The sequence below is a fragment of the Saccharopolyspora gloriosae genome, from assembly GCF_014203325.1.
Classification (GTDB): domain Bacteria; phylum Actinomycetota; class Actinomycetes; order Mycobacteriales; family Pseudonocardiaceae; genus Saccharopolyspora_C; species Saccharopolyspora_C gloriosae.
In genome coordinates this window covers 5,384,748-5,409,087 of record NZ_JACHIV010000001.1, presented here as the reverse complement: position 1 = coordinate 5,409,087, position 24,340 = coordinate 5,384,748, and the positions used below count along the sequence as shown (strand labels likewise).

At 68.6% G+C, this 24,340-nt stretch carries 21 protein-coding genes; 15 read left to right on the top strand and 6 right to left on the bottom strand.

The genetic code is table 11. The features are described 5' to 3' along the window. Positions 1-119 precede the first annotated feature (119 nt). Complete coding sequence (locus BJ969_RS23580; RefSeq protein WP_184482162.1) at positions 120-2,336, top strand: 3-hydroxyacyl-CoA dehydrogenase NAD-binding domain-containing protein; 2,217 nt, start codon at positions 120-122, stop codon at positions 2,334-2,336. 138 nt (positions 2,337-2,474) lie between these two features. Here BJ969_RS23580 and BJ969_RS23575 read toward each other — a convergent pair whose 3' ends face one another. Then, on the bottom strand, positions 2,475-3,113 hold the full coding sequence (locus tag BJ969_RS23575) for a hypothetical protein (RefSeq protein WP_184482160.1): 639 nt from the start codon (positions 3,111-3,113) through the stop codon (positions 2,475-2,477). 388 nt (positions 3,114-3,501) lie between these two features. After that, complete coding sequence (locus tag BJ969_RS23570) at positions 3,502-4,131, bottom strand: TetR family transcriptional regulator (protein WP_184482158.1); 630 nt, start codon at positions 4,129-4,131, stop codon at positions 3,502-3,504. Positions 4,132-4,236: 105 nt separating this feature from the next. On the opposite strand from BJ969_RS23570, the gene BJ969_RS23565 reads away from it, so the two are divergent. From BJ969_RS23565 to BJ969_RS23555, 3 genes are all read left to right on the top strand, one after another. Beyond that, the gene (locus tag BJ969_RS23565) at positions 4,237-5,730 is read left to right on the top strand and encodes a flavin-containing monooxygenase (RefSeq protein ID WP_184482156.1); all 1,494 of its coding nucleotides are present in this window, start codon (positions 4,237-4,239) and stop codon (positions 5,728-5,730) included. Between the two features lie 111 nt (positions 5,731-5,841). Continuing rightward, entirely contained in the window at positions 5,842-6,534 is a 693-nt protein-coding gene (locus BJ969_RS23560) for a DUF6319 family protein (protein ID WP_184482154.1), read from the top strand. 253 nt (positions 6,535-6,787) lie between these two features. Further along, the gene (locus BJ969_RS23555; RefSeq protein ID WP_184485711.1) at positions 6,788-7,189 is read left to right on the top strand and encodes a hypothetical protein; all 402 of its coding nucleotides are present in this window, start codon (positions 6,788-6,790) and stop codon (positions 7,187-7,189) included. Positions 7,190-7,206: 17 nt separating this feature from the next. Here BJ969_RS23555 and BJ969_RS23550 read toward each other — a convergent pair whose 3' ends face one another. Next, positions 7,207-7,578 carry a hypothetical protein gene (locus BJ969_RS23550; protein ID WP_184482152.1) on the bottom strand — a complete coding sequence of 124 codons (372 nt, stop codon included), beginning with the start codon at positions 7,576-7,578 and terminating at the stop codon, positions 7,207-7,209. 398 nt (positions 7,579-7,976) lie between these two features. On the opposite strand from BJ969_RS23550, the gene BJ969_RS23545 reads away from it, so the two are divergent. Beyond that, entirely contained in the window at positions 7,977-10,046 is a 2,070-nt protein-coding gene (locus BJ969_RS23545; RefSeq protein WP_221316765.1) for a transglycosylase domain-containing protein, read from the top strand. A 58-nt stretch (positions 10,047-10,104) separates the two neighbouring features. Here the strand turns inward: BJ969_RS23545 and BJ969_RS23540 are convergent, their stop codons facing one another. Further along, complete coding sequence (locus tag BJ969_RS23540; protein ID WP_343071566.1) at positions 10,105-11,190, bottom strand: CPBP family intramembrane glutamic endopeptidase; 1,086 nt, start codon at positions 11,188-11,190, stop codon at positions 10,105-10,107. Here BJ969_RS23540 and BJ969_RS23535 point away from each other — a divergent pair. The 4 genes from BJ969_RS23535 to BJ969_RS23520 all read left to right on the top strand — a co-directional run bounded on the left by BJ969_RS23535 (position 11,168) and on the right by BJ969_RS23520 (position 15,202). Continuing rightward, the gene (locus BJ969_RS23535) at positions 11,168-12,526 is read left to right on the top strand and encodes a serine hydrolase domain-containing protein (RefSeq protein WP_184482150.1); all 1,359 of its coding nucleotides are present in this window, start codon (positions 11,168-11,170) and stop codon (positions 12,524-12,526) included. The genes BJ969_RS23540 and BJ969_RS23535 overlap by 23 nt on opposite strands. Positions 12,527-12,538: 12 nt before the next feature. After that, complete coding sequence (locus tag BJ969_RS23530; protein ID WP_246457085.1) at positions 12,539-13,735, top strand: 3-deoxy-7-phosphoheptulonate synthase; 1,197 nt, start codon at positions 12,539-12,541, stop codon at positions 13,733-13,735. Between the two features lie 40 nt (positions 13,736-13,775). Continuing rightward, on the top strand, positions 13,776-14,207 hold the full coding sequence (arfB, locus tag BJ969_RS23525) for an alternative ribosome rescue aminoacyl-tRNA hydrolase ArfB (protein WP_184482148.1): 432 nt from the start codon (positions 13,776-13,778) through the stop codon (positions 14,205-14,207). A gap of 62 nt (positions 14,208-14,269) precedes the next feature. Continuing rightward, the gene (locus BJ969_RS23520; protein ID WP_184482146.1) at positions 14,270-15,202 is read left to right on the top strand and encodes a patatin-like phospholipase family protein; all 933 of its coding nucleotides are present in this window, start codon (positions 14,270-14,272) and stop codon (positions 15,200-15,202) included. A 172-nt stretch (positions 15,203-15,374) separates the two neighbouring features. On the opposite strand, the gene BJ969_RS23515 is transcribed toward BJ969_RS23520, so the two are convergent. Both BJ969_RS23515 and BJ969_RS23510 read right to left on the bottom strand, forming a co-directional pair. Next, entirely contained in the window at positions 15,375-16,337 is a 963-nt protein-coding gene (locus BJ969_RS23515) for a hypothetical protein (protein ID WP_184482144.1), read from the bottom strand. Between the two features lie 135 nt (positions 16,338-16,472). After that, on the bottom strand, positions 16,473-17,789 hold the full coding sequence (locus tag BJ969_RS23510; protein ID WP_343071565.1) for an alpha/beta fold hydrolase: 1,317 nt from the start codon (positions 17,787-17,789) through the stop codon (positions 16,473-16,475). A 222-nt stretch (positions 17,790-18,011) separates the two neighbouring features. On the opposite strand from BJ969_RS23510, the gene BJ969_RS23505 reads away from it, so the two are divergent. From BJ969_RS23505 to BJ969_RS23485, 6 genes are read left to right on the top strand one after another with little or no spacing between them, the layout of a single operon-like run. Further along, the gene (locus BJ969_RS23505; protein WP_184482142.1) at positions 18,012-19,280 is read left to right on the top strand and encodes an ATP-grasp domain-containing protein; all 1,269 of its coding nucleotides are present in this window, start codon (positions 18,012-18,014) and stop codon (positions 19,278-19,280) included. Continuing rightward, on the top strand, positions 19,277-20,110 hold the full coding sequence (locus BJ969_RS29850; protein ID WP_246457082.1) for a hypothetical protein: 834 nt from the start codon (positions 19,277-19,279) through the stop codon (positions 20,108-20,110). The genes BJ969_RS23505 and BJ969_RS29850 overlap by 4 nt, the downstream gene beginning before the upstream one ends. Positions 20,111-20,163: 53 nt before the next feature. After that, a complete protein-coding gene (locus BJ969_RS29845) occupies positions 20,164-21,192 on the top strand; it encodes a PLP-dependent cysteine synthase family protein (protein ID WP_221316761.1) in 1,029 nt (342 codons plus the stop codon). Then, positions 21,189-22,217 (top strand): dipeptide epimerase, encoded by a 1,029-nt coding sequence (locus BJ969_RS23495; RefSeq protein ID WP_343071564.1) that lies wholly within the window; start codon positions 21,189-21,191, stop codon positions 22,215-22,217. The genes BJ969_RS29845 and BJ969_RS23495 overlap by 4 nt, the downstream gene beginning before the upstream one ends. Beyond that, positions 22,214-23,497, top strand: coding sequence for an MFS transporter (locus tag BJ969_RS23490; protein WP_184482139.1), 1,284 nt, complete (start codon positions 22,214-22,216; stop codon positions 23,495-23,497). Before BJ969_RS23495 ends, BJ969_RS23490 begins: the two co-directional genes overlap by 4 nt. Continuing rightward, entirely contained in the window at positions 23,473-24,258 is a 786-nt protein-coding gene (locus BJ969_RS23485) for a class I SAM-dependent methyltransferase (RefSeq protein WP_343071563.1), read from the top strand. The genes BJ969_RS23490 and BJ969_RS23485 overlap by 25 nt, the downstream gene beginning before the upstream one ends. Positions 24,259-24,340: the final 82 nt, after the last annotated feature.

Sequence of the window (24,340 nt, the reverse complement as noted above, 5' to 3'; positions counted from 1 at the left end):
CGGCCGCTGCGCCGCGAGGAAGGGAACCATCCTGTCACCGGTGACAGAAAGGTTCCCTTGCTCGCACCACCGCCGCAGCTCGTGCCGGGCGCTCGTGAACCACGAAGGACATTTCCGCGATGAGCGATCAGAGCACCATTCGCTGGGACCAGGACGCCGACGGCATCGTCGTGCTGACCCTCGACGACCCCCAGCAGCAGGCGAACACGATGAACGACCGCTACGTGCGGTCGATGGAAGAGACGCTGCAGCGCCTCCAGGACGAACGCGACAAGATCACCGGCGTGGTGCTCACCTCGGCGAAGAGCACCTTCTTCGCCGGCGGCGACCTGCGTGACCTGGTGCGGGTGCGCCCGGAGAACGTCGAAGAGTTCGCCGAGGTCAGCGCCACGACCAAGCGGCAACTGCGCGCCCTGGAGACGCTCGGCGTGCCGGTCGTCGCCGCGCTCAACGGCACCGCGCTCGGCGGCGGGCTCGAAATCGCGCTGGCCTGCCACCACCGCATCGCGCTCAACGGCGCGAAGACCCGCTTCGGCCTGCCCGAAGTGACCCTGGGGCTGCTGCCCGGCGCGGGCGGCGTCGTCCGCACCGTCCGCATGCTCGGCATCGCCGACGCACTGCTCAAGGTCCTCACCCAGGGCCAGCGGCTGCGCCCGGAGAAGGCACGCGAGCTCGGCCTGATCGACGAGGTCGTGGAGGACGCCGACGCGCTGCTGAACCGCGCGAAGGAGTGGATCAAGGCCAACCCGCAGGCCGTGCAGCCCTGGGATCAGAAGGGCTACAAGATCCCCGGCGGCACCCCGTCGAACCCGAAGTTCGCCGCGAACCTGCCGGCGTTCCCGGCGAACCTGCGCAAGCAGCTCAAGGGCGCGCCGATGCCCGCGCCGAAGAACATCCTCGCCGCGGCGGTCGAAGGCGCCCAGGTCGACTTCGACACCGCGCTCGAGATCGAAGGCCGCTACTTCGTGGACCTGGCCAGCGGCCAGACGGCGAAGAACATGAGCAAGGCCTTCTTCTTCGACCTCCAGCACATCAACTCCGGCGGCAGCCGACCCGACGGCATCGAGCGGTGGAAGGCGAGCAAGGTCGCCGTGCTCGGTGGCGGCATGATGGGCGCGGGCATCGCCTACGTCTGCGCGAAGGCCGGCATGCAGGTGGTGCTCAAGGACATCTCCCTCGCCGCCGCCGAGAAGGGCAAGGCCTACTCGGAGAAGATCCTCGGCAAGGCCGTGGACAAGGGCCGCAGCACCGCGGCCGAGCGGGACGAGGTGCTCGCCCGCATCACCGCGACCGACCAGAACGACCAGCTCAGCGGCTGCGACCTGGTCATCGAAGCCGTCTTCGAGGACACCAGGCTCAAGCACCAGGTGTACAGCGAGATCGAGGACGTCATCGACGGCGACGCGCTGATCGCCTCGAACACCTCGACGCTGCCGATCACCTCGCTCGCCGAGGGCGTGCGGCGCCGCGAGGACTTCATCGGGCTGCACTTCTTCTCCCCGGTCGACAAGATGCCGCTCGTGGAGATCATCTGCGGCGAGCAGACCAACGAGCGCGCGCTGGCCAGGGCGTTCGACGTGGTGCAACAGATCAAGAAGACGCCGATCGTCGTCAACGACAGCCGCGGGTTCTTCACCAGCCGCGTCATCGGGACCTTCCTGCACGAGGGCGTGTCGATGCTCGGCGAGGGCATCCACCCCGCGACGATCGAGCAGGCGTCGAACCAGGCCGGGTTCCCCGCGCCGGTCCTGCAGCTGTTCGACGAGCTCACCCTGACCCTCCCGCGCAAGATCCGGGAGGAGACGAAGCGGGCCATCGAGGAAGCCGGTGGGACCTGGACCCCGCATCCCGCCGACGAGATCCTCGACCGCATGGTCGAGGAGTTCGAGCGGCCCGGACGCTCGGGCGGTGCCGGGTTCTACGAGTACACCGACGGTGTGCGCGGCGGGCTGTGGTCCGGACTGGTCGATCGGCTGGGAGCGGGCAGCGTCGACCCGACGAAGGTCGCGCTCGTCGACCTCACCGAGCGGTTGCTGTTCATCCAGGCCATCGAGACCGTGCGGTGCTTGGACGAAGGCGTGCTGCGGTCCGTTCCGGACGCCAACATCGGGTCGATCTTCGGCATCGGCTTCCCGGCGTGGAGCGGGGGAGTGGTGCAGTACATGAACGGCTACGCCGGTGGCCTCGCCGGTTTCGTCGAGCGGGCGAAGGAGCTCGCCGACAACTACGGGCAGCGCTTCACCCCGCCGGAATCCCTGGTGCGCCGCGCCGAGGCCGGCGAGCCGTTCGCACTCGGCGAGCCCGACGACGAAATCGTCAACTCCACCGCGGCATGACAGGAAGGTCGCTTTCCTGTCACCGGTGACAGAAAGGTTCCCTTCCTCGCACCGACCCGGGCATGAAGAAGGGGCGCCGGACCACGTGGTCCGGCGCCCCTTCTGGGCGGTGCGCTTATCGAGCCTCCGCTGGAGGGATCACCGCTGCGCGGGGATCTGCGGCAGCCCGGTGGCGACGTTGTGCACGATCTGACCGGGTACGGCGGTGAGCTCGTCCGCCTTGGTCATGTCGGCCACCTTGCCGGCGGCGGGCACGACATCGCCGACCTTCGGCAGGTTCCCGCCGCGCAGGTCGTGTTGGAGCACCGCTTCGGGCCGGGCGACGGGGCCCACGGTGTAGCCGTGCGCGGCGTCGAGGGCGAAGGAGGTGTCTCCGGCGGAGACGCCTTGGTGGTCGGGCTGGCGCGGCCCGATCTCGGCGTCGAGGAACTTGCCGTCGGGGGCGTGCCTGTCGACGATGCCGGTGTGCTGCGGGTTCGCCGCGACGCCGATGGTCGGCCGGGTCTTGGTGAGGTCTTCGACGTCCAGCCGCGCCTGGCCGATGTGCCTGGTGATGCGGGCGGGCTTGCCTTCGCTCAGCAGCGGTTCGCCGTCGCGCAGCTCGCCGGCGATGCCGTGCGTGGTGGTGACGATGTTCGCGCCGACCTGCTTGACCACGTTCGGAACGCCCGCGCGCAGCTGTGCGTCCAGGCAGGGGGCTTTGGTGCTGTTGAAACCAGGAGCGTCCTGCATGCGGCAGGCGTCCACCGGCACGGTGACGCCGATGTCGTCGGGCACCGAGGAAAGGTCAGGCTTGACGAGTTCGGGTCCTGGCGCTGCCGAGGCGGTGCCGGCCCCGACTGCGGCGAATCCCGCGGCCACGACGGCTGCTTGCAACGTGCGCGTGGTCCAGGGGCGCAAGATCAGTTCTCCTTGGTGTCGCGAGTGGGGCTCGGTTCCCGGCCCGGCGCCGGGGTGCGGTGCCGGGACGGGAACCTGGTGAGGCCGTCCGGTGCGGGTGTCGACGACCCGACGGGGTCGCGCGGAGCCACGTGCCACGCCAGACGATCAACGCGCTCCACATCGGCACTCCGAACACCGCTCTTGATCCCTTGGGTGGAGATGCCCCTCGATCGAGTGGTATTCGGCCGCTCGTGCTGCGGGCGGCGGAGGAGGCGGGGCCTGTTCAGGCCTGCGGCATGAGGCTCGGGCTGATCAGGGCCATGAGGTGCTGGGTCGCGTGCTCGGCGGTGATCTCGGGCCGCTTCTCGCGCCACATCGCCAGCCGCTCGCACGCCCCGATGATCGATTCGGCGAACGCCTCCAGGCGGACCTGGTCCAGTTCGGGACGGCTGGCCTCGAGCAGCCGGGCGGTGAGCTCCGTCTGCTGCTCCCGGGTCGCTTCGAGTTCGGTGTTCACGGTCGCGACGGGGATGGCTGCCTCGTTGCGCAGCAGCGCCCAGGACTGGGCGTGGTCATCGCTGAAGCGGAAGAACGCGAGCAGGCAGTCGTGCAGCAGCTGGGCGGAGTCCCCGGCCGCGCCGGCCGCCGCCTCGGTGGTGGCGTCGAGCAGTTCCCGCCGTGCGCGTTCGACGCAGGCGACCAGGAGGCCTTCCTTCGAACCGAAGTACTCGTAGAGCATCGGCTTGGACAGGCCGACGCGGTGGGCGATGTCGTCCATCGAGGTGGCCTGGTAGCTGTTGGTTGCGAACACCTGCTCGGCGACGGCCAGTATCTGCTGTTCCCGCTCTGCCCTGGGGAGACGCTTGCGTCGCCCGTTCGTCGCGGAGTTCCCGGCGGCCTGCTCAACATTCACGATCCAACCCTACCGAGAATGGCCGCGACGAACCCTACCGGAGGTAACTTACTCATAGTAGGCTACTTTGAGGTAGGAAGGTGTGGTCCATCAGGGAGGGCTCGAATGGCACAGGCGCCACCGCAGCGGCACGACACGTCCGTCGTCATCGTGGGCACCGGATTCGCCGGACTCGGCACGGCGATCAAGCTCAAGGAAGCGGGCATCCACGATTTCGTCGTGCTGGAGAAGAGCGACGACCTCGGCGGCACCTGGCGCGACAACACCTATCCCGGATGCGCGTGCGACGTGCCGTCGCTGATGTACTCCTTCTCGTTCGAGCAGAACCCGGACTGGTCCCGGTTGTTCGCCGAGCAGCAGGAGATCTCCGACTACCTCCAGCGCTGCGCCGACAAGTACGGCATCCGCGAGCACATCCGCTACGGCGTCGAGTTCACCGGCGCGGACTACGACGAGGACACCCACACCTGGCGCGTGTCCACGGCCTCCGGCGACTCCTACGTCGGTCGCGCACTGGTCTCCGGCGTCGGTGCGCTGCACATTCCCAGCTACCCGGAGCTGAACGGGCTGGAGCGCTTCCAAGGCGAGGTCTTCCACTCGGCGAAGTGGAACCACGACTACGACCTGGAGGGCAAGCGGGTCGCCGTCGTCGGAACGGGCGCCAGCGCCATCCAGTTCGTGCCGAAGGTGGCGGCGCAGGCGTCCAGGCTGCACCTGTTCCAGCGGACGCCCCCATGGGTGCAGCCCAAGCCCGACCGGGAGATCCCGGAGAAGGTGCGGAAGTGGTTCCGCCGGGTCCCGTTCCTGCAGCGCGTCGCGCGCACCGCGGTCTACTGGACCCTCGAGTTCCGCTCGGTCGCGGTGCTGCGCAGCAAGGTGCTCGGCAAGATCTCCGAGCACCTCGCCAAGCGCTACATCCGCCGGGTCGTGCAGGACCCCGACACGCGCGAGGCCGTCGTGCCCAAGTACTCCATGGGGTGCAAGCGGATTCTGCTCTCCAGCGATTACTACCCGGCGCTCAACAGGCCGAACGTCGACCTCCGCACGAGCGGTGTCGCAGAGATCAAGGAGAATTCGGTCGTCACCGGCGACGGCGAGGAGTACCCGGTCGACGCCATCATCTTCGGCACCGGGTTCCACGTGACCGACGCCTTCGACCACCTCGACATCATCGGGCGGAACGGGCGGAAGTTGCGGGACACCTGGAAGGACGGGATGCACGCCCACCTGGGCATGACCGTGTCCGGTTTCCCCAATCTGTTCTTCCTGCTCGGCCCGAACACCGGCCTCGGGCACAACTCCGTCGTGTTCATGATCGAGTCGCAGATCAACTACGTGCTGAGCTGCCTGCGGCCGATTCACCGCGGTGAGGTCGATCAGATCGATGTGCGGCAATCCGTGCAGGACGAGTTCAACGGCAAGATCCAGCACCAGCTCTCCGACGCGGTGTGGTCCTCGGGCGGATGCCAGAGCTGGTACCTGGACGTCAACGGCGTCAACCGCACGGTCTGGCCCGGTTTCACCTGGAACTACTGGCTTCGGACGCGCAAGGCCGACCCGGCGGACTTCGAGATCAAAGCGGCGACCGGGCGCCATTGATGCTTCGCACGGGCGTTCGATATAGTTCCGGGCGTCGTTGTTGGAACAGCCCCGGCTGAGTTCACCGGTGTTGGGCCGGAGGGCGGGGCGCATCTTGAGCTAGGGGCTCCGATGCCACAGGCCCGCACGTTGTCGTCCGACGAGATCCGGGGACTCCGCGAAGAACTGTCCTCCGGCGGTACACCGACGCTGTGGTTCACCTCAGCAGCGGTCGGTGTGCCGGAGGGGCGGTCCGGCAAGGTCATCGCGCTGGACGAACCGGCCGAGGGCGACTTCATCCAGATCCGCCCGGCCGGATCCAAGGACGTCCTGTCCTTCTCGGCGGCGGAGGTCACGACGGTCAAGCCGCCGCGCAAGCGCAAGGAGCCGGAGCCGGTCGCCCCCGTCGCCGAAGCCCCCCAGGCGGCGGCGAAGGCACCGGAGCCGAAGCCTGCTGCCGCCCCCGCTCGCCCTCCGGAGCCCGCGCGTTCCGCGCCGAACGCCGGCGCCGAATCCGCTCCGAAACCGGCCGCGGCGGCGAACCGGCGTAAGCCGAAGCCGCCGGCGGGCGCCACCGTGATCTTGACGGCCGACCAGGCGGGCCAGTGGAACGTCGAGGTCAGCACCGGGAAGAAGCGGGTCCTGCGCCCCACGCCCGTGTCGACCTCGGCCGTGGCCCAGGCGGCCAAGTCGTTGCACGAAGAGGTCGCCGCCGCCGTCGAACCGCTGCTGGAGGCCGCGCGGGAACAGCAGCGCGAACGCGTCGAGCAGCTCGAGCAGCAGCTCGCCGACGCCCAGCGCATGCTCCACGAACTCACCGAGTGACCCCACTGGCACCGAGCGCACGCGAGACGTGACAGGAAGGTTCCCTTGCTCGCGTCGGTGACAGAAAGGTTCCCTTCCTCGCGTCGGTGACAGAAAGGTTCCCTTGCTCGCAGTCATCGGCTCGTGCTGCGGCGGCGCCTCGAGTTCCGGGGCCGGGCCTGGTGGTGGCCGGACGTGCCGTCGATGGCGGTGCTGTGCGCTCACCAGCTCAAGGTCGCCGGGAGCAACGCCTAGAATCGAGGGCGTGACTCGGATGCTGACTCCACGCTGGTTGCTGCTGCACGCGGTGTTCATCGCCGCGGTGATCGCAACGGCCTTCCTGGCGTGGTGGCAGTGGGATCGTGCGCACGAAGCGGGCGGCAGCTTCCAGAACCTGGGTTACGCGCTGCAGTGGCCGCTGTTCGGGGTGTTCACGCTCTGCATGTGGGTGTGGTTGATCCGCATGGAGCTGCAGCAGCACGACCCGCCGCAGGCCGCGTCGGACACTTCGGAACCCGCGGAGCCGGCGGAACCGGAGGACGACGGCGCCGCGCGCCGCAGGCGTCCGCTCGTGCCGCCGCCCGCACCTCCCGTAGAGGTGGGCGAGGACCCGCAGCTGGCCGAGTACAACCGCTACCTCGCGGAACTCAACGACGCCGACCAGCGGGCGGGCTGACCGGGCCGGATCCGGCGTCAGTTGAAGGTGATGTCGCCGTTGATCTGCTCGCCTTGGATCAAGGTGCGCACGGTGCCGGAGTTCTGGTTGACCACCCGGTTCTGCGTCGCGGACAGCTCGTGGTGCACTTCCGCGCCCGCCTCGCGCAGCTCCGCGCCGAACTCCGGATCGTCCTGAGCGACCTGGTCCAGCCGTTCGGCCAACGCCTCGATCTGCGGTCGTCCCGCACCGCTCTCCGCGGCCTCGAGCGCGGCCAGCGTCGTCGGGTCGTCCCGGCGGCGCAGCAGGCCGCGCACCTTGTCCAGCGCGCCCTGCGCGGCGCTGCCCAGTGCGACGGCGATCTGACCGCCGAGCGCGGTGGCGAGGGAATCGAAGAACGGGTCGATCATTGGTTCCTCCGCACGGTTCGTTGTGACCAAGTGTAGGCGCTCGATCACGGAGTTCGCCGTGACTTCGGTCTATCCGCCGCGACCGTCGCCCGGGTGGCCGCGCGTCGCGGCGGAAGAATGCGACGGTTGCGCCGCACGGTCGATTTTCTGCGCGGTGCCAGGGCGAATGCCGTTTTCGGAAGGTCGGCCGGAGGTCGGCCTTGACAGGCCGGTGTGATATCAACGGAGGGACCGACGGAGCAGGTTCGGCGACCTCACGGCAGAGTTGCCGCGCCTTCCCGGAACGCTCGGAACCGCCGCCTTGGCGCATGCGCCGGGCCCGCGGCTAGCGGTCGAGACCAGGTCGTCAAAGACATGCGGTGATTGGGGCAGGCGTGCGCAGCGGCGTGCTGTTGAAGATGTTCGGGCTGTGCGTACTGGCCGGTGTGCTGGTGGCGTTCCTGATGATGCCGATGGCGACCGGCGCCGGGGCGGTGGTGAACCAGGCCACCGACGCGATGTCGAGCATGTCCAGTTCACTGGCCAAGCGGGACATGCCTCAGGTGTCGGTGGTGACCGACAAGGACGGCGAGCCGATCGCGCACTTCTTCGAGGACTACCGGGTCGAGACGAAGCCCGAGCAGATCTCCGGCTACATGAAGGCCGCGATCACCGCGGTGGAGGACAAGCGCTTCTGGAACCACGACGGCGTCGACTGGCAGGGCACGATGCGTGCGCTCGCGAAGAACGTCAGCACCGGTGGCACGGCGCAGGGCGCGTCGACGATCACGCAGCAGTACGTGAAGAACTACCTGGTGCACGTCGTCGCCCAGAACGAGGTCGACGCGGAGAAGGCCAAGGAGACGACGATCGCGCGGAAGCTGCGCGAAGCGAAGATCGCCGTTGAGCTCGAACGCACCATGACCAAGGAGGAGATCCTCACCGGCTACCTGAACGTGGTGCCGGTCGGGAACCAGACCTTCGGCGTGGGCGCCGGCGCGCAGACCTACTTCGGCACCACCCCGGACAAGCTGACGGTCTCCCAATCGGCGCTGCTCGCCGCGGTCGTCAACCAGCCCGGTTCGCTGAACCCGCGGTCCAACCCGGATGAGGCGCTGGAACGCCGCAACCTGGTGATCGACCTGATGACGGATCCGCACAACAGCCTCCGGATCAGCGAGGAAGACGCTCAGATCGCGAAGAACGAGCCGCTCGGGTTGACGCCGCAGCTGGGCCGCCCGCCGAACGGTTGCGTCGGCATCGGCGACGGCACCACCGACGGGTTCTTCTGCGAGTACGTGCGCCACTACCTGGAACGTTCCGGCATCGACGACGAGAAGCTGGAAACCGGCGGCTACACGATCCGCACCACGCTGGACCGCAAGTCCAGCGACGCGGCGAAGGAAGCCGCGAAGAAGCAGGTCCCCACGCAGACCGACGGCATCGCCAACGCCATGTCCGTCGTCGAACCGGGAACGGACAAGCACAAGGTTCGCGCGCTGGTCGCCAACCGCGACTTCGGCAACGACCCCAACGCGGGGCAGACGGCCTACGACATCGTCAGCCGGGTGCAGCCCTTCGGTGCGGGGTCGATCTACAAGGTCTTCACCGCCGCCGCCGCGCTCGAGCAGGGCATGACGATCCACGACAACGTCCCCGTGCCCGCGACCTACACCTCCAGCGTGTACAAGAACGGGACGAACCCGTACACGGTCGGCAACGCCGAGGGCGTCCAGCCAGGGGACCGCACCCTGCAGATGGCGCTCGCGACCTCGCCCAACACCGGCTTCGTCGCACTGCAGGAGAAGGTCGGCCTCAACGCCACCGTCGACATGGCCTCCAAGCTCGGTCTGCGCCAAGGCATGAACGGCGTGAACAGCAGCGGCTCCACCCTCGACGACGACGGTTCCAACGGGCCGTCCCAGGCCGAGGCGGTCAAGAAGAACAAGCGCGGTGCCTTCACCCTCGGCTACACGCCCACCAGCGTGCTGGAGCTGTCGAACGTGGCCGCCACCATCATGAGCGGCGGCACCTACTGCCCGCCGACTCCGCTGGAAGAGATCCGCGACCGCAACGGCAACGAGGTCCCGATCAAGGAAGCTCCGTGCGAGCAGGTCATCTCGCCGGAGGTCGCCGGTCAGCTCGCGCAAGGCATGAGCAAGGACGACACCGAAGGCACCTCCAAGGTCGCGGCGAGCGCGGCGGGCTGGACCCGGCCCATGATCGGCAAGACCGGAACCACGCAGGAGAGCAAGTCCGCGGCCTTCCTGGCGGCGACCCCGCAGATGGCCGGTGCGGTGCTGACCTACGCCGACGGCTCGCGTCCCCGCGGGATCTGCGACGGCGGTGGCGAGTCGCCGCCGTTCCTCTGCGGTGAAGGCAACATCTTCGGTGGCAAGGTGCCTGCCCGGACCTGGTTCGACGCCATGACGAGAATCCACGAAGGCCTTCCGGCCGCGCCGCTGCCGGGTGGCCCGCCCGCCCCGTAAGCGAGCTCGAACGCGAAGAGGGGCCGTCCGCTGAGCTGCGGACGGCCCCTCTTCGCGTTCAGCGGCGGCTGAGCCGGCGAACTCCGCGCGTCAATCCCGACGCCTCCCGAACCAGCACCACCGGGAGCTTGCCGAGCAGCACCAGCAGCAGAATCGCCAGCGCCAGCACGATCCATCCGGACCAGCCGAGCAGGCCCGACGTGACGTTGTCCACCGGGTGCCCCGCGGCGCTGAACAGAATGCCGAAACCGGCCGCGGCGTTGACGAAACCGTGCCCGATCGCGGCGGGCCACACGCTGCCGGTCGCCAACCTCAACCACCCGAGCAGCGCGCTCAGCAGAGCGCAGAAGCACACCATCATGATGAACGCGACGACGATCGGGGCATTGGGGTAGTTGTATCCGAGGACGAGCAGCGGAGCGTGCCACAGGCCCCACAGGACGCCCGTCACCAGGAACGCGGCCGGCTGCCCCAACGGCAGCAAAGCGGTGGTCAGGTAACCGCGCCAGCCGACTTCCTCCCCGAACGCAGGGATGACGTTCAACCAGCCGAGCAGCATCACCTGCACGAGCTGCATCAGCGCCAACGACGACAGCGACGGCGCGCCCACCCCGCCCGCCTCAAGACCGAACTGCTCCGAAAGGCCGGAGAAACCGGTCCAGTCCGCGTGATAAACCCCGAGCAGCGCGCCGAGACCCAGCGCGACCAGCATCAGAACCGGTGGGCCGAACCACGAGATCAACGCCCGGCCCCACCACTCCCGGACGCCACCGGCATTGGTGACGCCGAGGTCGCGCACCGGCGCGTCCCGCGGGCTGATCCACTTCGTGACCGCGAACGCGGACGCCGCGGGCACGAACATCATCACCACCAGCAGCAGTGGCGCCCACGTCCACGTCAAACCGGCGCCCGTCAGCCACAACGGAATGCTCAGCACCCACGTACCCAGGTAGCTCAGCCCGACGAAGCTCACCACACCCCGAACATCAACTCGATCACCCACACCCCCATCCTGCCAACGCCCCCGCCCCTCCCGCCCACCCGGCGAGGAAGGGAACCTTCCTGTCACCAGTGACAGGAAGGTTCCCTTCCTCGCGGAAAAGGCGTGACAGCATGAGCCCATGACGACCTTGCTGCCTTCCACTGATCGCGCGCTGCTCAGACGGCTGGCCGTTGAGCAGAGCCAGAACCGCGTCCCCTCGCTGATAGCCGGGCTGGTCCGCGACGGGGAAACGCTCTGGACCGGCAGCAGAGGACTCGTGTCGGGTGAAGCCCCGACCTCGAACACCCAGTACCGAATCGGCTCGATCACCAAATCGTTCATCGCGGTCCTGGTGCTGCGGCTGCGCGACGAAGGCCTTCTCAACCTCGAAGACAGGCTGGACCAGCACGTCCCAGGTACCGCCATCGGAGACCGCAGCATCACCCGCCTGCTGACGCACACCAGCGGGATGAGCGCGGAACCGGCGGGCCAGTGGTGGGAACGCACCGAAGGCGGCCCGGTCGAAGAACTGATCGCCGGTGTCGACGAAGACGCCGTCCGCCCGAGCCCCCGGCACGGCTTCCACTACTCCAACACCGGATTCGGGGTTCTGGGGGAGCTCGTCGCCCGGCTGCGGGGACGCTCTTGGTACGAGTCGGTGCGGGAGGAGATCCTCCTGCCGCTGGGCATGAACCGGACCACCTTCGGCCCGGAAAGTCCTCATGCGCAAGGCTGGGCGGTCCACCCGTGGGCCGACGTGTTGTTGCCGGAGCCGGCGGAAGACGGCGGGGCCATGGCCCCTGCGGGACAGCTGTGGTCGACCTTGGACGACATGCTGCGGTGGGCGCGGTTCATCGCCGGTGAGACGGCCGAGGTGCTGCATCCGGACACGGTCGCGGAGATGCGGGCTGCCGGTGCGGTGGACGACGGAGACGTCTGGCGTGCCGGGTACGGACTCGGATTTCAGCTGATCAGGAACCAGGGGCGGCGCCTCGCCGGGCACACCGGCTCGATGCCCGGCTTCCTGGCGACCGTGATGGCCGATCCCGCGGATCGGACCGGTGTCATCTTCATGGCCAACACGACTGCGGGAGTGTCGTCGGCGCTCATCACGGACTTGCTCGGCCTGCTCGACGAGCACGAACCGCGGATTCCGGAGGCGTGGGCTCCGAGCACGCGGGTCGAGCCTGATCTGCTCGAACTCACCGGTCAGTGGTACTGGGGGCCGTCTCCTTACGTGCTGCGGATTCTTCCGGACGGCCTGCTGGATCTGGTGCCGTGGCAGGGGCGCGGCCGAGCATCTCGTTTCCGCCGGAACGAGGACGGCACCTGGACCGGCCTGGACGGCTACTACTCGGGCGAGCGACTCCACGTGGGCCGTTCCTCCGACGGAACCGCGACCCACCTGAACCTGAACACCTTCATCTTCACCCGAACCCCGTACGACCCGAACGCCCCCATCCCCGGCGGCGCAACCCCCTGGACCCCCACCCCCTGACCCCGTTGTTCGATGCGAGGAAGGGAACCTTTCTGCCACCAGTGGCAGAAAGGTTCCCTTCCTCGCACCCAGTGGGCGATGGTTAGGTTAGGCTGCCCTCTGTTGGGTGGGTTGATCGCGCAGCCGTCGATCGGAGTCGTGCCTGTGAGTGGGAAGTCCGTCGTCGAGGTCACCTCGCCTGCCCGGCTGTTGGCGGAGTTCCCCGCCGGCGACGAGGTCGCAACCAGAGTCGCGACATGGCGCCGGTCGATCGAAGGCGTCCTCGCCGGCCGAGACGACCGCGTCCTCGTGGTCGCGGGGCCGTGCTCGGTGCACGACGTGGCGGCGACGAGGCACTACGCGAACCACCTGCGCGAACTGGCCGCTGAACTCGATGACGAGCTCCTCATCGTCATGCGCGCCTATTTCGAGAAGCCGCGCACCACCGTCGGTTGGACGGGTCTGCTCGCCGACCCGGCGCTGGACGACACCTCGGACATCGAAACCGGGCTCCGTCTGTCTCGCCGGTTGCTGCTCGACCTGGTCGAACTCGATCTCCCTGTCGCCACGGAATGGGTCAGTCCCTTCGCGGCGGACTACCTCGGAGACCTCGTCAGCTACGGCGCCATCGGTGCTCGAACAGTGGAGAGCCAGGTCCACCGCCAGCTCGCCAGCGCACTGCCGATGCCGATCGGCATGAAGAACGGCACCAGCGGATCGCTCCAGGCCGCGGTCGACGCGGTGATCACCGCGAGGCACCCGCACCGCTTCCTCGCGTCCGGCCCCGACGGGGCGGTGAACTGGGTGCGCAGCTCGGGGAACGGAGCCGCGCACGTGATCCTGCGAGGCGGGAAGAGCGGACCCAACTACGGGATCACCTCGGTGCGGCGTGCGGCTGCCATGTTGCGGGCCGCTGGCTTACCGCCCGCGGTGGTCATCGACGCGAGCCACGGGAACAGCGGAAAGGACCACACCAAGCAGCCGAAGGTGGTCTCGGCAGTCGGAGCCCAGCTCGCCAGCGGGGTCGACGCCATCCGCGGCGTCATGATGGAAAGCTTCCTCGTCGGGGGACGCCAGGACATCGACGCGGCGGCTCCCGTCCACGGGCAGAGCATCACCGATGCCTGCCTGGGCTGGGAAGACACCGCCACCGTGCTGCGGGACCTGGCCGCATCGGTGCGGGCGTCCAGGCGTACGTGTGATTCAGCGAACTGGTTGCAGCTGGCATGAGGAGCAGCGTCGAAGGCGCGTGACGCTCATGCTGGGAGGCGTGCCCGAAGACCTGCGCATCACCTCCAAGCTGACCGTCCCGGCAGCTGAATTATTCGAACGGTTTTCGCGTTCCTCGGGGCCTGGCGGGCAGCACGTCAACACAACGGACTCCCGGGTGGAGCTCGTCTTCGACCTGGCGAACTCGAAGATCCCCGAACCGACGCGGGACCGTGCGCTCAGCCGCTTGGAGTCTCGCCTGGTCAACGGCGTCCTCACCGTCGTCGCCTCTGAACACCGCAGCCAGCTGCTCAACCGGACCGCGGCACGGGAACGGTTGGCGGCGTTGCTGGCCGAAGCGATCGCCCCTGAACCGCCACCTCGGCGCCGGACGAAACCGACCGCCGGTTCGCGGCGGCGCCGCCTGGACGGTAAGAAACGCCGTGGCCAGGTGAAACAGTGGCGACGGCGCGGAGATCCGGGCGACGGCTGAGGCGAACGTGTCGCCCGTCCGGTTAGCCTCGATCGCGGGAACGACCAGAGAGGACCGGACTCATGCGGACGGCTTGGGTGATGCCTGGTGGATCAACGTTCGGGGCCGTCCAGGCCGGACTCGCCACCGCGCTGTTCGAAGCTGGTGTCGAACCTGATCTGCTGATCGGCACGTCAGCGGGTTCGTTGAACGCCGCTTGGCTCGCTCGCGACCCGTCCCGCCGAGGGGCGAGCGAGCTGCGGGAACTGTGGCGCACGATGCGTCGTTCCGACATCTTCCCCATCCAGCCGAGCCGCATCATCGCCGGGAAGCTCGGAATCACGAACCACCTGATGGCGAGCAGCGGGCTCGCGCGCTGGGTGCACCGCACGCTTCCGTACCGGACGTTCGAGCAAGCGGAGATTCCGCTCACCGTGACCGCTACGGACGTCGATACGGGCGCGGCGGTGTACTTCGATCAGGGGCCGCTGCTTCCGGCGCTCGTCGCGTCCTGCTCCATCCCTGGCCTGTTCCCGCCACTCAAGGTGAACGATCGTTGGCTCGTGGACGGGGGAGCCGCAGCGTTCATGCCGATCAGCAAAGCCGTGGAGCTCGGGGCGGAGCGGGTTTTCGTACTGCCATGCGGAGGCGATGAGCCGTTCAGCTGGCAGCAACCCCGCAGGCGCGGCGTCGGCTCCGTTGCGACGGTGCCGGCGCCGCTCACGCCTCCTCGAACGGTCAGCGGGGTCAACGGCGCGGCACTCGGTGCTGCGATGCTCGCGTCGGCACGGCTCGATTTGCAGCTGAACTCGACCCGTTGCGATCTTTACGTTCTCCCGGCGCCGTCCACGGCTGGACTGTCCCAGTACTCGTTCTCGCACTCTGCCGCGCTCATCGACGCCTCGTGGCGCATCGCCGAAGCCTGGTACCCCCGAGCCCGCCCGCTCGCCGCAGGTCCAGTCGACAGCAGCGGCAACCCAGAACAAACCCAACCACCCCTCGCCACCTACAGCTGAAGGCGCGAAGCAAGGGAACCTTCCTGTCACCTGTGACAGAAAGGTTCCCTTGCTCGAGAGCCCAGTGGAGATGGGTGACGGCTGAATCTGGACATGCGAATGCCCGGAGGTCGGCGATGGCCGTTCCTCCGGTGCCGTGCGGGCGTGCTAGTTGAGCAGGTGGGCCTTCACTTCATCGGTCGGTGGGGATGGTTCGAGTCTCAACTTCGGGGCGCGTTCTGAGGGCCGCTGCTTGGTATGCCCGGCGAATGTTCTCGACGACTTCCTCGGGGTTGTTCGTCAAATCGGTGGGGAGGATTTGAACCACCGCGATGCCATGAGTCGCGTAGCGGGTGTTGCGTTTTGTGGTCGCCGCATAGTCGGATTTGGAGAAGTGGTAGGCGAAGGAATCGATTTCGACGGCTAGCGCTACATCGTCGAACCATGCGTCCGGAATCCCGATGTAGTGGCCGTGGGCGCTGAACAGGGAGACGTTCCATGACGGTTGGGGGAGGTCGGATGATTTGATCAGCTTGAATGCGTGTAGCTCGGCAGGTGAGCGGAGGTCGGCTGTCATGGCGTGCAAGATGTCCCTGGGAAGTCCGGTCCCGCGCCTGCTTCCTCGGTCCATCTCCTGCTTCAGCGCGCGAGGTGAGCATTGGGGAGCTCGCTGGATCGCTTCGATCAGCAGTGACTCCGTCGATTCCCGAGGTTGCCATGTGCGTGCCGCGTCCATCACGGCTCGTGTCGCCGGTGCCAACGGGATCTCGTTCTTGACGACCGGGTGCGGCAGTCGGGTAGTGCGTTCGAACTTGATCTGATCGCTTCCTTGAATCTTCTTGCCGTGCGGGATCAGGACGTGAACTGGGGCGTTTTCATCGGGGGCCGTCAAGCCGTGGATTCGCGCCCCGTGCATTCCGGTGATCATGGCTGTGGGGCCGGCCCGCAACAGTGCGGCCGTGATCAGATCATGAGTGGTGGGCGGTCCTGGGGCGACTAGAACGATGCCTGGCAGCAGTCGGGTCCACGGTCCATCTGCTCGAGCGCGGCGGTAGCTGGTCGACTGTGAGACGCCGAGTTTCTCCAGTTCGCGGACGTGGAACACGCGACGCGGGGAGTTCTGGACGATGCTTCGATTGATTACGGTCGATGACATGCAATCACTATCGGTCACAGCTGGTTTTCGCCAGTGCACAACATTCGTCGGTGTGTCGGCCGCGCCGTGGCGCACGTGTGGCGAAGCGAGCAAGGGAACCTTTCTGTCACTGATGACAGGAAGGTTCCCTTGCTCTCAAGGCCGCGGGAGGTCGGTGCAGTGGGTGTTGGGGGGTGGGAGGGATTTGGTTAGGAGGTAGTGGGCTGCTGCGGTGTCGAGGCAGGTGCTGCGTTGGCTGGCGAAGGCTCCGTGGGAGCGGCTGCCGTCGAGGGTGATCAGCCGGGAGCGGGGGAGTCGGGCCTGCATCCGGCGGGCGCCGTCGAGGGGAGTGGTGGGGTCGTGTTCGGCCTGGGTGAGCAGGACTGGTGGCATGCGGGGATGTCCGAGCCGGGTGGTTTCGCGCGGCTCGGGCCAGAAGGCGCAGGTGTCGGCTTCCACGCCGGTGAGCACGGGCTGCGGGTCGGCGGCGCGCAGGGCGCGGACCGCGCTTAGGACGTCGTGGACGGCCGGGCGCGGGCTGTCGGCGCATTTGACGGTGCGCAGCGCCGCTTCGTAGTTGTGGTCGTCGGGCTCGGTGGGGCGCAGCGCGGTGTTGTCGCCGGTGTGCACGTATCGGCTGAGGGCGTGGGCGAACGGTTCCCACCGCTCGGTGCGCGACAGGGCGCGGTAGACGACCCGGTCGAATTCGTCCGGCCCGAATTGACCGGTGGGGAGCTTGCTGCGCGCGTCCAGGTAGTGCTCGCGAACGGTGTTCCGGTCGTTGCCGAGTCTGATTTCGGGGCGCGCGGCGATCCAGTCGAACAGGGCGTCGCGCTGGTCGAGCATGGCGAAGCCTTGGCGGACGTCGAAGTCGTGCCAGGCGTCGGGGCTGACGACGCTGTCGAGCACCATGCGTCCGGTGCGCTGGGGAAATTCGGCGGCGTAGGCGGCGCCGAGGTAGGTGCCGTAGGACACGCCCACGTAGTTCAACCGCGGCTCGCCGAGCGCTTGCCTGATCCGGTCCATGTCGCGTGCGGTGTTCGTGGTGTTGATGTGCGGTAGTGCCGGTCCGATGGCGCGGGCGCAGTCGTCGGCGAGCCGGTGCAGCCCGTCCAGGTAGGCGCTTTCCTGTTCGGCTCCGGTGGGGACGGGGTCGGGGCGGGGGTGGTCGAACAGCCCGCCTGCGGGACCGCAGTCGACGGGTGCGCTGCGGCCGACGCCGCGCGGGTCGAATCCGATGATGTCGTAGCTCTGCCGCACTTCGGCGGGCATTTTGGCCCGTTTGCTCTCGGCGTAGTCGAGTCCGGTGCCGCCGGGTCCGCCGGGATTGACCAGGAGCGCTCCGCGATGTTGGGCGGCCGTCCCGGAAGCGCGGATGCGGGACACGGCGACATCGATCGCCGGGCCGTTTTCCTGCGCGTAGTCCAGCGGAACCCGTAAATGTCCACATTGGACTTCAGGGTTGTCGGTCACGTCGGTCGGGCACGGTCCGAAGTGGATTTCTCCGGTCGGTTCGGCGGTGGCGGCGGGAAGGGGCAGGAGGGTCGCGAGCAGAGGTGCGAGCAGGGTGGCGCGACTTCGTCGCAAAGTGAACACGCTGAGTTACTCCAGTGTTACCTGAATGGGGTTTGCCAACTGTATTGAACATGATTATCGTTACCGTCCGCTAGTGGGCAACGGTGCGGAGGAGTCGGAGTGGGTCACCTGCTGATGGTGGAAAGCTGGGTCGGGGCGATGAGCACGTTGCTGCCCCGAGGAATCCGGGACGGGGGCCACCGGTTCAGCTTCCTCACCCGGGACGTGCAGCACTACTTGCGCGCGTGGAACCGTCCTGGCTCCCATCCCCTGCTCGGCGCGGAGAACGTGCTCCACGCCGAGACCAACGACGTGGCCTCGCTGGTCGAACACGTGGCGAAGCTCCAGCCGGCGCTGGGATTCGACGGCGTGCTCACCTCGTGCGACTACTACCTCGGCGCCACCGCGCATCTCGCTCAGCGCCTCGGCCTGCCCGGATCTCCGCCGGAAGCGGTGGCGCGCGCCTGCAACAAGGACCAAACCCGATTAGCCCTGCGCGAGGCGGGGGTGCCGGGGCCGGCGTTCGCGCTCGCCGACGGCGCCTCCGGGCTGCGCGAAGCGGCCCTTGCCCTCGGATTCCCGTTGGTGATCAAGCCGGTCGACCTGTGCGCGGGAATGTTCGTGCGCAAGGTGTCGAACGAGGCGGAACTCAGCGAAGCGGTGCGCGAGCTGGAGGGCTTCCCCGTCAACGCCCGCGGGCAGCGGCGCAGCGGCACCGTGCTGCTCGAAGAGCTGCTGACCGGACCCGAAGTGAGCGTGGAAGCCGTGACCGCGCACGGTCGAACGACCGTCGTCGGCGTGACGGACAAGAGCGTCGCGGGTGAATCGTGCTTCGTCGAAACGGGGCACATGTTCCCCGCCGCTCTCGACGCGGACACGGAGCGGGCCGTCACCTCGGTCGCCGTCGCCGCCATCGCGGCGCTCGGCCTGGACAACACCGTCACGCACACCGAGCTCAAGTTGACCCCGACTGGCCCCCGCATCGTCGAGGTCAACCCGCGCCCGGCGGGCAACCAGATCACCGAGCTCATCCGCAGGGTGACCGGGATCGACCTGCCCGCGGTGCACGCGCAGCTCGCGCTGGGCGAATCCCCGCGGTTGGCGGCCGAACCGACCGGTGCGGGCAGCGCGGCGATCTCCTTCCTGCTCCCGCCGCGGACCGGGCCGATCGATCGGATCGACGGCGCGGAGGGGATTCACGGGATCGACGGTGTCGTCGACAGCGCTTTCAAAGCGGCAGGGCACGTGGCGGGCCCGGCGAACAGCAACAACAACTACCTCGGCCACGTCATGACGACCGATCCGGCGCCCGGCGCGGCGCGAGCTCGTGCCGAAGCGGCGATCGGCTCCGTGGAGGTCGTCTACGCGGCGGGCCTGGTCGGCGCATGAAGGACGCCTTCCTGTCATGGGACAGGTTCACCGCGGCCGTCGGAGCGGGGATGGCGGGCGACGAGGTCGACGAAGCGGAGGTGAGCGTCGGCTTCCTCACCCAGCAGGGCGTGCGGCACTCCGGCCGCGGGAGTTCCTACCGCAACCACGTGCTGAGCCTGCGGGTAGAGGACGCCGTCGGATCGTGCGCCGTGGAGCCGGGAGCGCTCACCGACGAGCTGGTCGTCGACTGCGTCGGCGCTCCGGTCGGCCGGTTGCTGCGGCACCCGGAGCCCGCGGTGCGCATCGCGGCCGCGGACGCGTACTTGATGTGGCGGCGCCCGCACCACGAGCACGCGGAGGAGGTCCGGCTCCACCGCGGCAGTTCTCTGCAGAAGTCGTTGCAGCGGGCCGAAGCCGTGGTCGAACTGGTGCCGGACGGCGCTCGCCGGGTCCTGGTGATCGGGGTGGTGAACTCGCTGCTGCACCAGCTCCGCCGCCGCGATATCGACTACGTCGCCTGCGATTTCAAAGGCGGCGTGACCGAGTGGGGCGAACCGATCGTGCGGGACGCCATGGCCGAGGTCGGCGGCTGCGATGCCGTGCTGGCCTCCGGGATGGTCGCGGGCGGAGAGACCTTCGAACCGCTGCTGGCGCACGTGCGCGCCACCGGAACACCGCTGGTCATGTTCGCGCAGACCGCGAGCGCGGCGCTGCCGTGGTTCCTCGGCTCCGGTGTCACCGCGATCTCCGCCGAGCCCTACCCGTTCTTCTGGCTCGACGGCGGCGCCAGCTCGATCTACCGCTACTCCGCTCCGCGGAATCCGGAGCCAGGGAAGGACATTCGTTGATCGACCTCAGCACCAGCCCGGCCCGAGCGGCCAACCCGGACCTGCTGTCGCTGATGCGGGACACACCGGTCACCCGGATCAGCACGCCGCTGCCGGATCACCAGCCGGGGTTCTGGGCGAAGCTCGAATGCCTCGGCGCCGGCGGCATGAAAGCGCGCGCCGCGATCGCGATGCTGCGCGGAGCCCGCTCTCGCGGTGAACTCCGGCCCGGGGCGCCCGTCGTGGAGTCCACCAGCGGCACCCTCGGGATCGGGCTCGCCTTCGCCGGGCAAGCGCTCGGGCATCCCGTCGTCCTCGTCGTCGACCGGGAGCTGGAGCGAAGCATGCGGTCGCTGCTGCGCGCGCACGGCGTCCGGACCGAGGTCGTCGACCGCCCGCATCCCGCGGGAGGCTGGCAGCAGGCCCGGCTGGATCGGGTGCAGCAGCTGTGCGCGGAACTGCCCGACGCCTACTGGCCGGACCAGTACAACAACCCGGACAACCCGGCCGGGTACGTGAAGTTGGCGGAAGAACTCGTCGCCCAGCTCGGTTCGGCCGACACCCTGGTCTGCAGCGTCGGCTCGGGCGGGCACAGCGCGGGCATCATCCGCACGTTGCGGCGGCACTGGCCACGGCTGCGCCTGATCGGGGTCGACACCGTCGGCTCGACGATTTTCGGGCAGCCCGCGCGACGCCGCCTCATGCGGGGGCTCGGCAGCAGCATCTTCCCGCGCAACGTCGCCTACGCCGAGTTCGACGAGGTGCACTGGGTGGGTCCGGCCGAAGCCGTCGACGCCTGCCGCAGGCTCGCCGCGCACTCCTTCGTCAGCGGAGGGTGGAGCACCGGCGCGGTCGCCTTGGTGGCGGGCTGGGAAGCCCGGCGCGAATCCGGTTCGCAAGTCGTCACCGTGTTCCCCGACGGCCCGCACCGCTACCTCGACTCGATCTTCGACGACGACTTCTGCCACGAACACGGCCTGCTCGGCGGCCGACCGGCGACCCGGCCGGTGGAGATCGCCGACGCCGCGGCCGTCGAAGTGCACGGCTGGGCGCGGTGCGGTGCCGTGCACGACCCCGCGCGGTCCGCGGAGGTGCCCGCGTGAAGCTCACCTGGCACACCGGCACGCTGCGGTTGCGGGAGCCGTTCCGCATCTCCCGCTCCGTCATGCACGAACGGGACGCCGTGTGGATCGACGTGTCGCACGACGGGCACATCGGACACGGCGAAGCCGTCACCAGCGTGTACTACGACCTCGACGTGCCGCGGATCGTCACTCAGCTCGAAGCGCTGCGACCGGTCATCGACAGCAGCGACGACCCCGGTGCACTCCTCATCGAGGCGCGGCGGTGGGTCGTGCTCGACCCCGGGCTGCGGTGTGCCGTGGAAGCCGCGGTGCACGACCTGGCCGCGAAGTGCCGCGGCATCACCGTGCGAGAACTGGTCGGCGCGCCGGAATTCGAGTCCGCGCGCACGGCGTGCACCATCGGCATCGTCGACGTGGCTCAAGCGGTGCGAACCGCCACCGACCTCGTCGCCAAGGGATTCGGCGTTCTCAAGGTCAAGCTCGGGGACGGTACCGACGACGCGGCCAGGGTGGCGGCGATCCGCGCGGCCGCACCCGACGCCCGGCTGCTGCTCGACCCCAACGGGGCGTGGGAGCCCGGACAGGCGCTGCGCATCCTCGAAACCCTGGAACCGCACGGGATTTCCGCCGTCGAACAACCCATTCGCCCCGGCACGCCCGCAGACCTCGGGTGGGTCGCGCAACGCAGCCCCATCCCCGTGATCGCGGACGAAGACGCGCACACGATCGACGACGTCCGCGAACTCGGCTCCTCCGTGCACGGGGTGAACGTGAAACTGGCCAAGTGCGGTGGGATCCAGGCCGCCGTCGAGATCATCGAAACGGCCCGCTCCGCCGGTGTCGACGTGATGCTCGGATGCCTCGTCGCGAGCTCGCTCGGCATCGCCCCCGCCGTGCACCTCGCAGGATTCGCCCGCTGGACCGACCTCGACGGGCACCTGCTGCTCGCCGACGACCCCTGGGACGGGATCGGAGGGATCGACGGAACACTGCGGCTCAGCGGACGTCCCGGGCTGGGAGTGCGACCGAGGTCGGCGACATGACGACGTGGCGACTCGTCCGGAGCTTCCCGGTCGCGGTGCAGGTGCTGCTGGTCAACCAGCTCGGCGTCAACATCGGCTTCTACCTGCTCATCCCGTACCTCGCCGGCTACCTGGGGCACGACCTGGGCATGTCCGCCGCCCTGGTCGGAGTGGTGCTCGGGGTGCGCAACCTGAGCCAGCAAGGCCTGTTCCTCATCGGCGGCACCGCGGCCGATCGCCTCGGTGCGCGCGGGGTGATCATCGCGGGATGCGCGCTGCGCACCGTCGGGTTCGGGCTGTTCGCGCTCGGCACCTCGCTGCCGATCCTGCTGGCCGCCTCGATCCTCAGCGGGCTCGCCGGGGCGCTGTTCAACCCCGCCGTGCGCTCCTACCTCGCGCAGGAAACCGGGGAGCGGCGAGCGGAGGCGTTCGCGTTGTTCACCGTGTTCGCGAACACCGGTGCGCTGATCGGGCCGCTGCTCGGCAGTGCGCTCGTCGTCATCGGCTTCGCCACCTCCGCGCTCGTCGCCGCGCTGATCTTCGCGCTGCTCACCGCCGCCCAGATCGCGGTGCTGCCGCCCAGAGCAGTACCGCCGGCGCGCAACACGGTCCTGCGGGACTGGCGCGGCGTGCTCGCCAACAAGAGGTTCCTCGTGTTCACGCTCGCACTGACCGGGATGTTCGCCCTGCAGAACCAGCTCTACCTGGTCCTGCCGATGGAAGCGGCCCGGCTCACCGGATCCAGCGGCACCGTCGCCGCCGTGTTCATCGTCTCCACGGTGACCGGACTGCTGCTCCAAGTCCGCATCACCAGGGGCTGCCAGCGGAAGTGGTCCCGGGGCGGTGCCATCGCGGCGGGCATGGGCCTGATGGGGCTGGCCTTCCTCGCCACGGTGCTCGGCGGGATCGCCATCCCCGATGCGCCCGCCGCGCTCGGCCTGCCCGAACAGCTGCTCCGGCTCAGCCCGGTGCTGGTGGCGACGCTCGTGCTCACCCTCGGGCTGCTGATGGCGCAGCCGTTCGTCAACGACCTCATCCCCTCCTTCGGGCCGAACGCCCTCTCCGGCACCTACTTCGGGGTCTTCTACCTGGCCGCCGGTGTCACCGCGGCAGCGGGCAACGCGGTGATCGGCCGGGTGAGCGACCTCGCCGCGCACCCGTGGGCGCCGTCGGCGCTGTGCCTCGGCCTCGGCCTCGCCTCGGCCGCCGCGGTGTTCGTGCTGCACCGCAACGGACTCGTAGGTCCGGAACCGACTTCGCAACCAGGAGCCTCCGCGTGCACAACGATGCCAACTTCCTGACCGACAACCCCGAGCTCTACGAGGAGCAATTCCCCGACCCGGAACACCTCGCCGCGCGATTCGTCCTCGACCTGATCGGCCGGTACGGCGGCGGGGAGGACATCCTCGACGTCGGCTGCGGCAGCGGTCGCGATGCCGCGCACTGGTCGCGCAACGGGTATTCCGTGACCGGAATCGACACGTCGCCGCGGATGATCGAGCACGCGCAACGGCAATGCCCCGACGGAACCTTCGCGCTCGCCGACATGCGCACCTTTCGGCTCGATACCGCATTCGATGCCGTCACGTGCCTCGACAGCGCATTCCTGTACTGCCACACGAATTCCGATCTCGACGACTTCCTCGACCGGTGTCGCGCACACCTGCGACCTGGTGGGCTGCTCATCGCCGAAATGCGCAACGGGGCTTTCTTCCTCGGCAACTCCGAGCTGCTCGACGGAATCCGGGAACGGTCCGTGCAGTGGAAAGGGGCGGCGTACCGGTCCCGGACCCGGCTGTGGATCGACCACGCCGAGCAATTGCTGCGACGGGAACGGGTATGGGACTGGCCGGGTTGCGGCCGAGAACTCACCCAAAGATCCGCCTGGCGCCTGCTCTTCCCACAAGAACTCCGCCGAATCCTCGCCCAAGCGGGTTTTGACGTGCTCGCCATGTTCGACCACCCCGGCCCGCGCACCGACCCGACCTGGCACCCCAGCGCGGACCTCAGCACCGCCCTGTCCGGCGACCGCCTCCACCTCATCGCCCAGCGCACCACCTGAGTTCGTGGTGCGAGGAAGGGAACCTTCCTGTCACCCGTGACAGGAAGGTTCCCTTCCTCGCGGTGTCGCGGCGTGAGGTAGA

What these genes read in the sequence shown, in the direction of transcription:
- BJ969_RS23565 (WP_184482156.1), top strand. Translation starts at nt 4,237, where the DNA reads ATGGCACAGGCGCCACCGCAGCGGCACGACACGTCCGTCGTCATCGTG.
- BJ969_RS23490 (WP_184482139.1), top strand. Translation starts at nt 22,214, where the DNA reads ATGACGACGTGGCGACTCGTCCGGAGCTTCCCGGTCGCGGTGCAGGTG.
- BJ969_RS29845 (WP_221316761.1), top strand. Translation starts at nt 20,164, where the DNA reads ATGCGGGACACACCGGTCACCCGGATCAGCACGCCGCTGCCGGATCAC.
- BJ969_RS23550 (WP_184482152.1), bottom strand. Translation starts at nt 7,578, where the DNA reads ATGATCGACCCGTTCTTCGATTCCCTCGCCACCGCGCTCGGCGGTCAG.
- BJ969_RS23520 (WP_184482146.1), top strand. Translation starts at nt 14,270, where the DNA reads ATGCGGACGGCTTGGGTGATGCCTGGTGGATCAACGTTCGGGGCCGTC.
- BJ969_RS23545 (WP_221316765.1), top strand. Translation starts at nt 7,977, where the DNA reads ATGTTCGGGCTGTGCGTACTGGCCGGTGTGCTGGTGGCGTTCCTGATG.
- BJ969_RS23555 (WP_184485711.1), top strand. Translation starts at nt 6,788, where the DNA reads ATGCTGACTCCACGCTGGTTGCTGCTGCACGCGGTGTTCATCGCCGCG.
- BJ969_RS23560 (WP_184482154.1), top strand. Translation starts at nt 5,842, where the DNA reads ATGCCACAGGCCCGCACGTTGTCGTCCGACGAGATCCGGGGACTCCGC.
- BJ969_RS23580 (WP_184482162.1), top strand. Translation starts at nt 120, where the DNA reads ATGAGCGATCAGAGCACCATTCGCTGGGACCAGGACGCCGACGGCATC.
- BJ969_RS23535 (WP_184482150.1), top strand. Translation starts at nt 11,168, where the DNA reads ATGACGACCTTGCTGCCTTCCACTGATCGCGCGCTGCTCAGACGGCTG.
- BJ969_RS23515 (WP_184482144.1), bottom strand. Translation starts at nt 16,337, where the DNA reads ATGTCATCGACCGTAATCAATCGAAGCATCGTCCAGAACTCCCCGCGT.
- BJ969_RS29850 (WP_246457082.1), top strand. Translation starts at nt 19,277, where the DNA reads ATGAAGGACGCCTTCCTGTCATGGGACAGGTTCACCGCGGCCGTCGGA.
- BJ969_RS23530 (WP_246457085.1), top strand. Translation starts at nt 12,539, where the DNA reads ATGCGAGGAAGGGAACCTTTCTGCCACCAGTGGCAGAAAGGTTCCCTT.